Genomic DNA, 16925 nt, shown 5'->3' with positions numbered 1-16925 from the left:
AATTATTAAGATTTTAATATTTATATACAATGTCATCAAACAAAAAATACTGGAAAAGTGTTGAAGAGCTAGACGAAAATAGTTCTATTGTTGAGGCGCTTAGAAATAACGAATTTGTTGAAGAAATTCCTACTGATGAATTTTTAGGAAATGAAGGAGCTTTGGCTTCTTCTTCAACATCGCGTCGTGACTTTTTAAAGTACGTTGGGTTTAGTACTGCAGCAGTAACGCTTGCAGCTTGCGAAGGCCCTGTTCACAAATCGATACCTTATGTACTTCAACCAGAACAAATCATACCAGGAATAGCAGATTATTATGCTACTACTGTTTTTGATGGTTTCGATTTTGCTAATCTTTTAGTAAAGACACGTGAAGGGCGTCCTATTAAAATTGACAACAACACAATTTCAGGAGCGAAATTTTCAGCCAATGCTAGAATTCATGCGTCTATATTATCATTATATGATAGTATGCGTTTGAAAGAACCAAAGTTGGAAGGAAAAAATGCAACTTGGTCTGCTGTTGATTTAAAAATTAAATCTAGTATTGCTGAGGCAAATGCTAAAGGTGGACAAATTGTTTTGTTAACAAATACTTTAGCAAGTCCATCGACTGAAAAATTAATAGCTGAGTTTATAGCTAAAAACCCTAATGCAAAACATGTTGTATATGACGCAGTTTCGTCATCATCTGCTTTGGATGCATTTGAAACGGTTTATGGTGAAAGAGCTTTAGTTAATTACGATTTCTCAAAAGCATCACTTATCGTTTCGGTAGGAGCTGACTTTTTAGGAGATTGGCAAGGAGGAGGGTATGACGCTGCTTACGCACAAGGACGTATTCCAAGAAATGGAAAAATGTCTCGTCACTTCCAATTAGAAGCAAACATGACTTTGTCTGGTGCTGCTGCTGATAAGCGTTTGCCTATGTCAACTGCAAATCAAAAACAAGCATTAGTACTTATATACAATATTGTAACAGGTTCTTCTGTCGCTGTTAGTTTAGACAGCCAGTTCAAAGCTGAAGTTACAAAAGCAGCTCAACAATTAAAAGCTGCTGGTTCAAAAGGAGTATTGGTATCTGGTATTCAAGATAAAAATGCTCAGTTATTAGTTTTGGCTATCAACCAAGCGTTGGCAAGTGAAGCTTTTACTACTTCTGAAACAAGACAAATAAGAAAAGGATCTGACGCTAAAGTTGCTCAGTTAATTAATGATATGAAAGCAGGAAGCGTTCATACTTTACTTATGAGTGGTGTTAATCCAGTTTATACATTAGCAGATAGCGAATCTTTTGCTACAGGATTGAAAAAAGTTAAAACATCAGTTGCTTTTTCTTTAAAAGAGGATGAAACTGCTTTGCTTTCTACAATTGCTGCCCCAGTTCCTCATTACTTAGAGTCTTGGAATGATGTGTCTATTACAAAAGGAACTTATGGTCTTACTCAACCGACTATCCGTCCTATATTTGATACAAAACAATTTCAAGATGTTTTATTATCTCTAACAGGAGCTTCTGGAACTTTTTATGATTATATCAAAGCTAATGCTTCTGGAATAATTGCAGGTTCTAGCTGGAATAAAGTATTACATGATGGTATTTTTGTAGGAAGCTCTACGGCACTTTCTGCAGGATCTGTTGATTATACTGCTGCTGCAAATGCAGTATCACAATCAAAAGCTTTAGGTGATTTCGAATTAGTATTGTATACTAAAACAGGAATGGGAGATGGACAACAAGCTAACAACCCTTGGTTGCAAGAGTTTCCTGATCCAATCACAAGAGTTTCTTGGGATAACTATGTGACAGTTTCTAACGCTGATGCTAAGTCATTGAATATGACTAATGAGATTGTTGCAAATGGTGGGTTAAACGGAAGTTATGCTACTATTACAACAGCAGATGGAGTTAAACTTGAAAATGTACCAGTAATTGTTCAGCCAGGACAAGCAGTAGGAACTATTGGATTGGCTTTAGGTTACGGACGTAAAGCGGCTCTAAAAGAAGAAATGATTGTAGGTTTAAATGCTTACTCTTTATATAAAGGTTTTAATGACATTCAATCTGTAAAACTTGCAAAAGCTAGCGGAGAACATGAGTTTGCTTGTGTCCAAGGTCAAAAAACTTTAATGGGAAGAGGAGATATTATTAAAGAAACCTCTCTTGAGATATTTAATACTAAAGATGCTGAATTTTGGAACGAACAACCAAAAGTATCTTTGGATCACAATGAAGTAAATGCTACATCTGTAGATTTATGGGATTCGTTTGATCGTTCAACTGGTCATCACTTTAATCTTTCAATTGATTTAAATGCTTGTACTGGATGCGGGGCTTGTGTTATAGCTTGTCACGCTGAAAACAACGTACCAGTAGTAGGTAAATCGGAAGTAAGAAGAAGTCGTGATATGCACTGGTTGCGTATCGATAGATATTATTCTTCTGAAAGTACTTTTGCTGGAGATAACGAAAGAAAAGATAATATTGCGGGATTGTCAAGTTCATTGTCTACATTTAACGAAATGGAAAAAGCTGGAGATAATCCACAAGTTTCTTTCCAACCAGTAATGTGTCAGCATTGTAACCACGCTCCTTGTGAAACTGTATGCCCAGTTGCTGCAACTTCACACGGTCGTCAAGGACAAAACCAAATGGCTTATAACAGATGTGTTGGTACTCGTTACTGTGCTAATAACTGTCCGTATAAAGTACGTCGTTTCAACTGGTTCTTGTATAACAAAAACAGTGAATTTGATTATCACATGAATGATGATTTAGGTCGTATGGTGTTAAACCCAGACGTAAACGTTCGTTCTCGTGGAGTTATGGAGAAATGTTCTATGTGTATTCAAATGACACAAGCTACAATATTAAAAGCTAAGAATGAAGGTAGATCAGTAGTTGATGGTGAATTCCAGACAGCTTGTTCTAATGCTTGTTCTTCAGGAGCTATGATATTTGGAGATGTAAATGATAAAGAAAGCCAAGTGACTAAATTAGCCGCTGATGATAGAATGTATCATTTATTAGAGCATGTTGGAACAAAACCTAATGTGATTTATCACGTTAAAGTTAGAAATACTTAGTACAAAAAATTATTAATTAAGAAACAATATAAAGGATTATGTCGTCTCACTACGAAGCACCCATTAGAAAACCTTTAGTTATAGGTGATAAATCTTATCACGATGTAACTGTAGATGTAGCTGCGCCTGTTGAAGGTAAAGCAAATAAACATTGGTGGATTGTATTTACAATCGCATTAACAGCTTTCCTTTGGGGATTAGGCTGTATAATTTACACCGTATCTACAGGTATCGGAACATGGGGATTAAATAAAACAGTTGGTTGGGCTTGGGATATCACAAACTTTGTTTGGTGGGTAGGTATTGGTCACGCCGGAACTTTGATTTCAGCAGTATTATTACTTTTCCGTCAACGATGGAGAATGGCGATTAACCGTTCTGCCGAAGCAATGACAATTTTCTCTGTTGTACAAGCAGGTTTATTTCCAATTATTCACATGGGACGTCCATGGTTAGCATACTGGGTATTGCCTATACCAAACCAATTTGGTTCATTATGGGTAAACTTTAACTCACCATTACTTTGGGACGTTTTTGCCATCTCTACGTATCTTTCAGTATCATTAGTTTTCTGGTGGACTGGTTTGTTACCTGATTTTGCAATGCTACGTGATAGAGCAATAACACCTTTTAATAAAAGAGTTTATTCTATCCTAAGTTTTGGATGGAGCGGTAGAGCAAAAGACTGGCAACGTTTTGAAGAAGTATCTTTAGTACTTGCAGGTTTAGCGACTCCACTTGTACTTTCTGTACACACAATTGTATCTATGGACTTTGCAACATCTGTAATTCCAGGATGGCATACAACAATTTTCCCTCCTTACTTCGTTGCAGGAGCGGTTTTCTCTGGATTTGCAATGGTAAATACATTGTTGATCATTATGAGAAAAGTTTCTAATCTTGAAGCTTATATTACAATCCAACATATCGAATTAATGAATATCGTAATTATGATTACGGGATCTATCGTAGGGGTTGCTTATATCACTGAGTTATTCGTAGCTTGGTATTCAGGAGTAGAATACGAGCAATATGCATTCTTAAATAGAGCTACTGGACCTTACTGGTGGGCATATTGGTCAATGATGACTTGTAATGTTTTCTCTCCACAATTCATGTGGTTCAAAAAACTAAGAACAAGTATCATGTTCTCATTTATAATTTCGATTGTTGTAAACATCGGAATGTGGTTTGAAAGATTCGTAATTATTGTTACTTCTTTACATAGAGATTATCTTCCATCTTCTTGGACAATGTTTTCACCAACATTTGTTGATATTGGAATTTTCATCGGAACAATTGGTTTCTTCTTCGTATTGTTTTTACTTTACTCTAGAACATTCCCAGTTATTGCTCAGGCAGAGGTGAAAACTATTTTGAAAGGAACAGGAGATAATTACATAAGAGAAAGAGCAAATAAAGATTCACATCATGAGTAATAAAGTTATATACGCCATTTATAATGACGATGATATTTTGATGGATGCTGTAAAGAAAACTAGAGCTGCACATCATCATATTGAAGAGGTATTTACTCCATTTCCGGTACACGGATTGGATAAAGCAATGGGCTTAGCGCCTACAAGATTAGCAATATGTTCTTTCTTATATGGATGTGTTGGTATCACTGTAGCGACTATGATGATGAGTTACATTATGATTCATGACTGGCCTCAGGATATTGGTGGAAAACCAAGTTTCAGTTTCATTCAGAATATGCCAGCATTCGTGCCAATTATGTTTGAAATGACTGTGTTTTTCGCAGCCCACTTAATGGTAATTACTTTCTATATGAGAAGTAGATTATGGCCATTTAAAGAAGCAGAAAACCCGGATGTAAGAACAACAGATGACCATTTCTTAATGGAAGTTGCTGTTAACAATAACGAAGAAGAATTAGTTTCTTTTTTCCAAAACACGGGAGCTGTAGAAGTTAAAGTAATAGAAAAGAATTAATTGTAGCTATGAAAGGTATATATAAAATAACACTTTTAGTTGGTATAACTATTTTAGTTTCATCATGCCACAATATTTCGGCACCAAACTATCAGTACTTCCCTAATATGTATGAGTCTTTAGCGTATGAACCATATGCAGAAGCTAATGTATTTAAAGGAGGAAAGGAAGCTCAACTTCCTGCAAACGGAACTATAAATAGAGGTTTTGAACCTTATGAATATGAGAATTCTACAGCAGGTTATGAATTGGCAAAAGCTAATTTAAAATCACCTTTAGATTCTTTAGATAGAAATTCAGAAAAAGGAAAAGAACTTTTTGATATCTATTGTATGAGTTGTCATGGTGCAACTGGAAATGGAAAAGGTAAATTGGTAGAAAGAGAAAAATTTCTTGGAGTTCCTAGCTATAAAGATAGAGAAATCACTGAGGGAAGTATTTTTCATGTTGAGACTTACGGATTAAATGCAATGGGTTCTCATGCAAATCAATTAAGTACTCACGAACGTTGGTTAGTTGCTGACTATGTTCTAAAACTAAAAAGCCAATTATAATAATTGTTGAACAAACTGATCGTATTAGATATGTATACATTTTCAAGTAAATTAAAAACTTTTTCTTTCATCTTAATGGCCTTAGGTCTTTTGGGTATTGGGTATGGTTTTTTAAATGCACCTAAAGATATTCAAGAAGTTGAAAAAATTCTAGCTGCTGAATCTCATGGAGGTCACGGTGAAGCTACTCATGCTACTGCTGAGTCTGCTCATGGTGCACATGCTGTCGTAGCTCATGATGCTGCTGAGCCAGCTCATGAAGCACATGCTGAAGGAAAAAAAGAACACGCTCAAGTTAGTGCTGCTGATGAGCATAATAAGCATTTAAATCATGTTTTGCACCAATTGCAAAACAAACCATGGTCAGCATTATATGTTGCGAGTATCTTCTTTTTGCTACTTTCTATGGGGGTTCTTGCATTTTATGCTATTCAACACGTTGCACAAGCAGGATGGTCTCCGGTACTATTTAGAGTTATGCAAGGTATAACTGCTTATTTACCTGTTGGTTCTGCTATATTTTTTGTAATTTTAGTACTTTGTGGACTTCACTTTAACCATATATTCGTATGGATGGCAGATGGAGTAACAGATCCTACTAGTCCTAATTATGATGCTATTATTGCTAATAAAGCAGGTTATTTAAATTTTCCTTTCTGGATTATTAGAGCAGCTATATTTTTAATTGGGTGGAATTTGTATAATTATTATACAAGACAAAGATGTTTGGCTCAAGATGAAGCTAATGATGATTTGAACTATAAGAAGAATTTCAAAATGACTGCGGGATTCTTAGTATTCTTTATCGTTTCTGAGTCTATTATGTCTTGGGATTGGATTATGTCTATTGATCCACACTGGTACAGTACTTTGTTTGGCTGGTATGTATTTGCTAGTTTCTTTGTAAGTGGTATAACTACAATTGCATTAGTAACTGTATACTTAAAATCTAAAGGATATTTAGAGTTCGTGAATACAAGTCATATTCATGACCTTGCTAAATTCATGTTTGGTATTAGTGTTTTTTGGACTTATTTATGGTTCTCACAATTCATGTTAATATGGTATGCTAATATACCTGAAGAGGTAACTTATTTTGTAACTAGAATACAACTTTATAATCTTCCTTTCTTTGGAGCGGTTGTTATGAATTTCCTTTTCCCATTATTGATTTTAATCAATACAGATTTCAAGAGAATCAGTTGGGTTATCGTTATGGCAGGAGTTATAATTTTATTAGGACATTATCTTGATTTCTTTAATATGATTATGCCTGGTACGGTAGGGGATAGATGGTTTATTGGTGTTCCAGAAATTGCATCAGTACTTTTCTTCTTAGGATTGTTTATTTTTGTAGTTTTCACTGCATTAACTAAAGCTCCTTTGTTACCAAAAAGAAATCCATTTATAGAAGAAAGTAAACATTTTCATTATTAATATTTAAAGAAATAAACAGATGACAAGTTTGTTGGTAATTATAGTTTTAGTTTTATTAGCTGTAGCATTATGGCAATTGACCAAGATATTTGATCTTACTCAGGTAGGTGCAAATTCGGACGATTCTCAGGTTGCATCTGATAACGATAATAATGTTCAAGGATATTTGATGTTCGGGTTTTTAGCATTCATATATATATTTACTATATATGGATTGATAAAATGGGGGCCATTAGTATTACATACACCAGCTTCTGAGCACGGTAGCTTGGTTGATAGTCTTATGAACATTACTTGGGTTTTAATTTTCGTAGTTCAATTTATTACTCAAGGTTTACTTTATTATTTTTCTTTTAAATATAAAGGAGATAAAGATAAAAAAGCATTATATTTTGCAGATAATAATAGATTAGAGGCACTTTGGAGTGTTATCCCAGCAGTTGTGTTGGCAGGATTAATTCTTTATGGATTGTATGCTTGGAATAATATTATGTTTGTTGATGAAGATGAAGATACAATCGTTATCGAATTATACGCTCAACAGTTTAAATGGACTGCAAGATATGCTGGACCAGATAATGTTTTAGGAAAAGCTAACGTAAGATTAATTGAAGGTGTTAACACATTAGGTGTTGATATGTCTGATCCATATTCACAAGATGATATTGTTGTTTCAGAATTGCATATCCCAAAAGGAAAGAAAGTGCACTTCAAAATGCGTTCTCAAGATGTATTACACTCAGCTTACATGCCTCACTTTAGAGCGCAAATGAACTGTGTTCCTGGAATGGTTACTGAATTTGCTTTTACGCCAGTTTACACTACTTCAGAATATAGAGAGTTACCATACATGGTAGAAAAAGTTGCTCATATTAATTCTATTCGTTCTAAGAAAAGTGTTGATTTAGTAGCAAAAGGTGAAACAGCTTTAGATCCTTATACTTTTGATTATTTGTTACTTTGTAATAAAATTTGTGGTACATCACACTATAACATGCAAATGAAAATTGTAGTTGATACTCCAGAAGATTATAAAAAATGGTTAAGCGATAAAGCAACATTAGCTCAGGATATTAAAGCGGCAGTAGCTCCAGCTCCAACAGAAGGTGCGGCAGGAAGTACTGATACTACTAAAGTAGATACTACTGCTAAAGTAGAAGCTCCTAAAGTAGCTATGAAATAATATTTATTTAAGAAATTTAAAGTATACATATATGTCAGCAGAAGGTCACGATCACGGACAAGATCACGAACACGAACACCACCATAAAGACACATTCATTACTAAATATATCTTTAGTATTGATCACAAAATGATTGCCAAGCAATACCTTATTACGGGTATTATTATGGGGGTAATTGGTATTGCAATGTCCTTGCTTTTTAGAATGCAATTAGCATGGCCTGAAGAGTCTTTCAAAATTTTCAATGTTTTATTAGGAGATAAGTTTGCACCAGACGGGGTTATGACTAATGACGTTTATCTTGCGTTGGTAACCATTCATGGTACCATCATGGTATTCTTCGTTTTAACTGCCGGTTTGAGTGGTACGTTTAGTAACTTATTGATTCCACTTCAAATTGGAGCACGAGATATGGCTTCTGGATTTATGAACATGGTATCTTACTGGTTGTTCTTCTTATCAGCAGTAATAATGTTGTCTTCTTTATTTGTTGAAGCTGGACCTGCTTCTTCTGGATGGACGATTTATCCTCCACTAAGTGCTTTACCACAAGCGATTCCTGGTTCAGGAACTGGTATGACTTTATGGTTGATTTCTATGGCAATATTTATTGCTTCATCATTAATGGGATCTCTAAATTATATCGTTACTGTTATAAATTTAAGAACAAAAGGGATGTCTATGACTAGATTACCTTTAACCATATGGACATTTTTTGTAACTGCAATTATTGGAGTTATTTCATTCCCAGTATTATTATCAGCAGCATTATTGTTGATTTTTGATAGAAGTTTTGGTACTTCATTCTTCTTATCTGATATTTATATCGCTGGAGAAGTTTTACATTACCAAGGTGGTTCACCAGTTTTGTTCGAACACTTATTTTGGTTCTTAGGACACCCTGAGGTATATATTGTTATCTTACCTGCAATGGGACTTGTTTCTGAAATTATGGCTACGAATTCTCGTAAACCAATTTTTGGATACAGAGCGATGATTATGTCAGTTTTGGCAATTGCTTTCCTTTCAACAATCGTTTGGGGTCACCACATGTTCGTTTCAGGGATGAATCCATTTTTAGGATCTGTATTTACATTTACAACTTTATTGATTGCAATTCCTTCTGCTGTAAAAGCGTTCAACTGGATTACAACTTTATGGAAAGGTAACTTACAATTTAATCCTGCAATGTTATTCTCTATCGGAATGGTTTCTACTTTCATCACTGGAGGTTTAACAGGGATCATTTTAGGAGATAGTACTTTAGATATTAACGTTCACGATACTTACTTTGTAATTGCTCACTTTCACTTAGTAATGGGTATCTCTGCACTTTATGGAATGTTTGCTGGTATTTACCACTGGTTCCCTAAAATGTATGGAAGAATGTTAAATAAAAACTTAGGTTATATTCACTTTTGGGTAACTGCAGTTTGTGCTTACGGAGTATTTTTCCCAATGCACTTTATCGGATTAGCAGGTTTACCAAGACGTTATTATACAAATACAAGCTTTCCTTTATTTGACGATTTACAAAATGTAAATGTTTTAATAACTGTATTTGCTTTAGTAGGAGGAGTTTTCCAATTGGTATTCTTGTATAACTTCTTTAGTAGTATTTTCTACGGTAAGAAAGCAGTACAAAACCCATGGAAATCTACAACTTTAGAGTGGACTACACCAGTGGAGCATATTCACGGAAACTGGCCAGGAGAAATTCCTCACGTTTACCGTTGGCCATATGACTACAGTAATCCAAACTATGACGTTGATTTTGTACCTCAAAACGTACCAATGAAAGAAGGAGAAGAAGTTCTTCATCACTAAAAATATTTAAAACCTCTACTCTTAGTAGAGGTTTTTTTTTGTCTTATTTTTTCTTTATCTATCTTTGCTCAATGAATGAGAATTTAGATCCAACTACGAATAGCTATAATCCAGAAGAATTTGATCTTGAGAAAAGATTAAGGCCACTTTCATTTGATGATTTTGCAGGTCAGGACCAGGTTTTAGAAAATCTGAAAGTCTTTGTAGCAGCAGCCAACCAACGTAATGAAGCATTAGATCATACACTTTTTCATGGGCCTCCGGGACTAGGGAAAACAACTTTGGCCAATATACTTGCCAATGAGTTAGAGGTTGGAATTAAGATTACATCAGGGCCAGTTTTAGATAAACCAGGAGATTTAGCTGGTTTGCTAACTAATCTTGATGAAAGAGATGTTTTGTTCATAGATGAAATCCACCGATTGAGCCCAATCGTTGAAGAGTATTTGTACTCAGCAATGGAAGATTTTAAAATAGACATCATGATAGAATCCGGGCCAAATGCAAGAACAGTACAAATTAACTTAAATCCTTTTACTTTAATTGGAGCGACAACGCGTTCAGGTTTACTTACAGCCCCAATGCGAGCTCGTTTTGGTATTTCATCACGATTACAATATTATACTACAGAACTTTTAACTACAATTGTAGAAAGAAGTGCTTCTATATTAAAAATGCCAATTTCATTAGATGCTGCAATCGAGATTGCAGGACGTAGTCGTGGAACTCCTCGTATTGCAAATGCTTTGTTGCGACGTGTTCGAGATTTTGCACAAATTAAAGGAAACGGAACAATCGATTTGAGTATTGCTCAATATGCTTTAAAAGCATTAAATGTCGATGCACATGGTTTAGATGAGATGGATAATAAAATTCTTCTTACTATAATTAGCAAGTTCAAAGGAGGGCCAGTTGGATTGTCTACACTTGCAACGGCAGTTTCTGAAAGTAGCGAAACCATCGAAGAGGTATATGAACCATTCTTAATTCAAGAAGGATTTATTATGAGAACTCCAAGAGGGCGAGAAGTTACTGATAAAGCATATAAACATTTAGGCAAGATAAACACGAACATTCAAGGCGGATTATTTTAATTTTTTAAGCTATTTACTTTGGCAGTTCGCTCCGCTCTTGCCCTGCTGTTTACTATATTTTTTTCTTAAAATCCTTGCAAAGGAAGGATTTCAAGAAAAAGGATGTCGTTCTCATCAGTGCTAAAACCGTTTCTAGATAATTTCACGTTGATAAATTCTAAAAGTACATATTCACAATTTATTAAATCCGAAGCCAAAAGACTCGGATTTTTGTCTTGTGGTATATCTAAGGCTGGTTTTTTAGAGAAAGAAGCACCACGTTTAGAAAATTGGTTGAATAAAAACCATAATGGTCAAATGGCTTATATGGAAAACCACTTCGATAAGCGATTAGATCCTACTTTATTAGTCGATGATTCCAAAAGTGTTGTGTCGCTTTTACTTAATTATTATCCATCAGAAACTCAAGAAAAAGATAGTTTTAAGATATCAAAATATGCCTATGGACAAGATTACCATTTTGTAATTAAAGAAAAGCTTAAAGAATTACTTCATTCAATTCAGGAGCAAATAGGAGACGTTACTGGACGCGTATTTGTAGATTCTGCACCAGTTTTAGATAAAGCTTGGGCAGCAAAAAGCGGCCTAGGCTGGATTGGTAAAAACAGTAATTTAATTACTCAAAAAGTAGGTTCTTTTTACTTTATAGCAGAACTAATTTTAGATTTGGACTTAGAATATGACTATGCTGCAACAGATCACTGTGGTTCCTGTACTGCGTGTATTGATGCATGCCCAACAGAAGCAATTGTCGCTCCTTATGTTGTTGATGGAAGCAAATGTATTTCCTATTTTACAATTGAATTAAAAGAGAGCATCCCGCAAGAAATGAAAGGAAAGTTTGATGATTGGGCTTTTGGGTGTGATACTTGTCAAGACGTTTGTCCATGGAATAGATTTTCGAAAGCACACTCTGAACCATTATTTAATCCCAATCCAGATGTTATGGCAATGTCAAGAAAAGAGTGGATCGAGATTACCGAAGAAACATTTCGTGTAGTGTTTAAAAATTCACCAATTAAAAGAACGAAATTCGATGGACTTAAAAGAAATGTAGATTTTTTGAAATAAACTTTTTATTAATTTTTTTTGATAAATATTATGTATTCTGTGTTATTAATGTTAATAAAATTTGTTTTTTTATTAAAATGTACTCCAATAATGATGCAAAATAGTATTGAAATATGCCAAAGATGCAATTTTTAACTATGTCTTTTTTGTTTGTTTTAGTGTTTGAATTTAAGTTAGTTACGAGTTTTATTGTTCGATTTTTTTGATAAATATGTCTTATGTTGTTATAATTAAAACGTATTGTTATCCAAAAGTTATTTTTTTTATCTATTAAAACAGAAAATCTTCCGCAAAAAGGGTATTTCATCGACAAAATAGGTAGTTTGACGACTAATCTAGTAATTTTTTTGTTGTTTATATACTTTCGCCCCACCAAACTACCTAATATATAAACTTTAAGACGAATTTGAGTCGAACCTAATTTATTTATGGCGCTTATTTTATATTACTTTTTTAAAGTTTCAGAAAATCTTGTTCTTAGATTTTCAGGTCAATGGTTCCTTTTTTTTAATTTAAATTTTTCGAATTCCTTTATTTGGTTTTCGAATTCCTATAGTATTACCCCTAAGAAAACTGTCTATGCAAAATTGTACTCTTAAAATGCTTAATTTCTTTAAGTACTTATTTTTTATTGTATTTTTTTTATTCTCAACCAACTTATTCTCACAAATTTGCGGAACTCCTGGAGGGGATGGACCTGTTACAGTAAATAGCTCTGTAAATACATATTATCCTATTGCGGGCGATATTACATTGAATGCAAGTGGCCAATCTGTAATGTTGGCTAAAGTACCTGATACAGATAGGCATGGAAATAATTTTGGTACAATTCCAATTTCTGTAGGAGATTTAGTCTTGATTATCCAAATGCAGGATGCTTCAATAAATTATGCTAATAGTAATTTGTATGGTTCTGGAATTTCCAATATTGGGCCTGGTGGCTTAGGAGCCACTGGATTTACAGCTATTGGGAATACTGGTATTTTTGAATATGTTATTGCTACAAATAATGTCCCACTTACTGGTGGGAATTTAACGTTTAAAGGTACTGCAGCTAATGGAGGTACTTCTAATAGTTATTTTAATGCTACAGCAACCACGGATAGAGGAAAGCGAACTTTTCAAATAGTTAGAGTGCCTCAATATTCTAATTTAACTTTAACAAAAGCTATAACAACCCCACCTTTTAATGGTGTTGCAGGAGGTATTATTGCTTTTAATGTTTCTGGGGCTTTCGATTTTAATAGATTCACTATAGATGGAACAGCAAGAGGTTTTAGAGGTGGGTATAGTCCTATAGCTAACTCAGGTATAAATAATTCAACTACTTATGTAGGTGATGCTTCACTGACTACTATTTCTGGAAAAGGAGAAGGAATTGCAGGTACACCAAGGTATATGTGGGATGGATATAATGCAGTAGATAATTTAGTAGAAGGTATGCCAGGAGGATCAGCTGGTAGAGGAGCCCCTGCCAATGCAGGTGGAGGTGGAAATGATCACAATGCCGGTGGTGGTGGTGGTGGTAACGGAGGTTATGGTGGTTTAGGTGGCTATGGATGGCAAGGTGGTGGTGGAGTACAATGGTCGCAAACGAATATTCAGAATACTGGAGGAGGAAGGCCTGGTTTTAAATCTTTTACAACAACCAATCCGGAGCTAACTAGACTTATCATGGGTGGAGGTGGTGGTGCCGGAGATGCTAATAATGCCACAGATGGAGTTAAAGGTGGTGTAGGAGGAGCTATTGTGCTTATTAATGCAGGGACTGTAAAAGGACCTGGTACGATTGAAGTAAATGGAAGTAATGGTGCTGCTGGTGTTTTCCAAAGTTCATCCGATGGAGCAGGTGGAGCAGGTGCAGGAGGGACAGTGCTTTTGAATATCTCTGGAGCTACTACAGATATAATTACAATTAATGCGAACGGAGGAAGAGGAGGACATACAGCAAATGATACTAAAAATGAACACGGACCTGGTGGTGGTGGTGGTGGTGGAATTATTAGACATAACATTGCGGTAGCAAATGTTACTACTTCTGTACTAGGAGGAGCATCAGGTTTAACAAATGGGACAGGGGGTACTAATCATGGTGCTGTGGCAGGGGAAAAAGGTATTGTAGCCGCTTTTGCTAATAATGCGCTACCTCCATATTTGCAAGTCAATTCCGATTGTTTTCCTATTCTTACTACTACAGTAAAAGCTTTGCCAACAGCATCAGCTTGTAACTCGATTGATGAAAAGGTTTCTTACGAAATTCAAATAAAAAATACTGGTGTTGGAAATGCAGCTGGAGTCTTTTTAGATTTTAGTTTTCCTGCAAATATAGGATTCGATTCTGCTACAGCTACATATTCAGTTGGTACAGCATCAGGACCTTCTGGAGCTTTGGTAAATACAGCTACAAGTAATAGACCTTTATTTGGAGGATTTAATATTGCACAAAATGGAGTGGTTACAATAACCTTAGTGGGGAAAGTAACAGGGACTATTGCTGCAGGAGTATATAGTTCTAATGCACAGGCCTTGTATTTGGATCCAACACGTTTATCGGGTAGTGATACTAGAAAAATAACAGCATTTAGAAATAATTCTGGCGGAACAAATACAACGTATCAAGGTGGTCAGGGGGATGTTCCAGGTTCAAATTTTAATGGTACAAGTACTAATCTAGATGATATAACAATTTTAGCCTTACCGGCAACACCAACAACTACGGTTACACCAACAAGTTGTACTGTACCAACAGGAACAATAAAGGTAGATACTCCTGTTAATGGCTCTGGAATCATTTATACAATTAAAGGGACAAATCCAGTAACGACACCAATAAGTAATACTTCAGGTATTTTTTCTGGATTGGCACCAAATACTTATGTGGTTACTACAACAAATGCAGATGGGTGTATTTCTCTCCCGACTAATGGTATAATTATCAACGCAGTTGCAAACGCACCAAGAACTACTGGTGCTTCCGTTTGTAAAGGGAATACCGTTGGAGCTTCATTAACAGCTACGTCTACATCATGTTCAAGTGGTAATATAAAGTGGTATCTTAATGCTACAGGTGGGACACCAATAGTTGGTGCTAACGGGACTTCATTTAATCCTTTTGAAATTTCAGATTCTGGTTTAACAGCCTCTAGTGCTCCACAAACGAAAACGTATTATGCAGCTTGTGATGATACAAGTTGTAGAACTGCAGCTAATTTTGTTATTAATGCAGTACCTATTATTACTAGAATAACCCCAGCTTCACGATGCGATGCAGGAACAGTAATTTTGGAGGCTACGGCATCAGCAGGAACAATTAATTGGTATGCTGATCAAACAAGCACTACAGTATTGGCTACGGGAACGAGTTTTAGCACACCAAATTTATCCACAACAACTACGTATTATGTTGGTGTAACTGATAATGGCTGTACTTCAAATAGAACTGCTGTTGTAGCAACTGTAAATGCTTCCCCAACAATTAATTCTACTAAACAAGGTTCTATATGTGGAGCTGGAAGCGTAACACTAGAAGCTACGGCATCATCAGGCGCAACAATCAATTGGTATGCGAATCTGACAGATGTTACACCATTAGGAACAGGAACGAGTTTTACTATACCAAATTTATCAACAAGTACAACTTATTATGTTGGAGCTACTACAGCCGCTGGTTGTACTACGGCATCAAGAATTGCAGTTGCTGCAGTTGTAAATACAGCTTCTACAATTGTATTTACTAGTGGGGCACAAAATCCTGCAGTTTGTACAGTAACAGCGATTCCAACAACTGTTTATACTTTTGGTGGCAGTGCTACAAATGCTATAGTCACAAACATACCAGCAGGACTAAGATGGGATGTAGATCCAAATGCAAAAACAGTAACTATTTCAGGAACCCCAACAACAGGAGGTACTTATACAATAACTACTGTTGGACATACAGCACCTTGTACAGAAGTTACTATAGAAGGAAAGGTAACGGTGAGTGCGTCGATTCCACAACCAACAGCAAACATAGTAACACAACCAACTTGCGCAACAGCTACAGGAAGTTTTACAATCAACAATTATAACTCATCTTATACTTATACAATAGCCCCATCAACAGGAATATCTCAAGGGGGTAGCACAATAACAGCACCAGCAGGGAGATATAAAGTAACAGCAAAATCTGGAAGTTGTACATCAGTAGCATCAGCAGATGTTGTTATTAATGCACAACCAGCTACACCAGATCGACCAGTTGCAGGTGTGGTAACACATCCAACATGTGCTGAAGCAACAGGAAGTTTCCAGATTACAGGATTCGTTAGTACAAGCACTTATACTTTTACACCAGCAATAGCTGCTTCTAACATTTCGAGCACTGGATTAGTAACAGCTGTGGCAGGAACAACATATACATTTAAAGAAACAAATGCCGTAGGTTGTACGTCGTTGGCATCAGCAAATATTGTTGTAAATGCGCAACCAGCAATACCAGATCAACCAATAATTACAACTACGGCAGCTACGTGTTCAATAGCATCGAGTAGTAAAATAGATAATTATGTTACAGGTAATACCTATATTTTTAATCCAACAGGACCAGCGGTTTCTAATAGTGGATTAATAAGTAATATGACAATTGGAAAAAACTACACGGTTAGCTCAGGAAATGGAAAATGTACTTCATTAGCATCAGCATCATTTAGTAATGCCGCTCAATTAGCTACACCA

At 35.5% G+C, this 16925-nt stretch carries 9 protein-coding genes and 1 pseudogene; all 10 read left to right on the top strand.

Annotation, left to right across the window (positions count from 1 at the left end):
* Window positions 1-29: 29 nt before the first annotated feature.
* The gene (locus LPB87_RS15965; protein ID WP_129540816.1) at window positions 30-3086 is read left to right on the top strand and encodes a TAT-variant-translocated molybdopterin oxidoreductase; all 3057 of its coding nucleotides are present in this window, start codon (window positions 30-32) and stop codon (window positions 3084-3086) included.
* 38 nt (window positions 3087-3124) lie between these two features.
* Window positions 3125-4525: an NrfD/PsrC family molybdoenzyme membrane anchor subunit gene (gene nrfD, locus LPB87_RS15960; RefSeq protein ID WP_035623581.1), complete on the top strand. Its 1401-nt coding sequence runs from the start codon at window positions 3125-3127 to the stop codon at window positions 4523-4525.
* Window positions 4518-5042 (top strand): DUF3341 domain-containing protein, encoded by a 525-nt coding sequence (locus tag LPB87_RS15955; protein ID WP_230728535.1) that lies wholly within the window; start codon window positions 4518-4520, stop codon window positions 5040-5042. Before nrfD ends, LPB87_RS15955 begins: the two co-directional genes overlap by 8 nt.
* An 8-nt stretch (window positions 5043-5050) precedes the next feature.
* A complete protein-coding gene (locus tag LPB87_RS15950) occupies window positions 5051-5596 on the top strand; it encodes a cytochrome c (protein WP_129540818.1) in 546 nt (181 codons plus the stop codon).
* A 30-nt stretch (window positions 5597-5626) separates the two neighbouring features.
* Window positions 5627-7033, top strand: coding sequence for a quinol:cytochrome C oxidoreductase (locus LPB87_RS15945; RefSeq protein ID WP_129540819.1), 1407 nt, complete (start codon window positions 5627-5629; stop codon window positions 7031-7033).
* A 19-nt stretch (window positions 7034-7052) separates the two neighbouring features.
* A complete protein-coding gene (locus LPB87_RS15940) occupies window positions 7053-8216 on the top strand; it encodes a cytochrome c oxidase subunit II (protein ID WP_129540820.1) in 1164 nt (387 codons plus the stop codon).
* Between the two features lie 31 nt (window positions 8217-8247).
* Entirely contained in the window at window positions 8248-10044 is a 1797-nt protein-coding gene (locus tag LPB87_RS15935; protein ID WP_129540821.1) for a cbb3-type cytochrome c oxidase subunit I, read from the top strand.
* Between the two features lie 71 nt (window positions 10045-10115).
* Window positions 10116-11138, top strand: a complete 1023-nt coding sequence (ruvB, locus tag LPB87_RS15930; RefSeq protein WP_129540822.1) for a Holliday junction branch migration DNA helicase RuvB — start codon at window positions 10116-10118, stop codon at window positions 11136-11138.
* A gap of 147 nt (window positions 11139-11285) precedes the next feature.
* Entirely contained in the window at window positions 11286-12209 is a 924-nt protein-coding gene (gene queG / locus LPB87_RS15925) for a tRNA epoxyqueuosine(34) reductase QueG (protein WP_129540823.1), read from the top strand.
* Window positions 12210-12788: 579 nt separating this feature from the next.
* A pseudogene (locus tag LPB87_RS15920) lies at window positions 12789-16925 on the top strand (hypothetical protein); the annotation flags it as partial.

The organism is Flavobacterium sp. EDS (genome assembly GCF_020991525.1).
GTDB lineage: Bacteria > Bacteroidota > Bacteroidia > Flavobacteriales > Flavobacteriaceae > Flavobacterium.
This window is presented reverse-complemented; position numbering and strand designations above follow the sequence as displayed.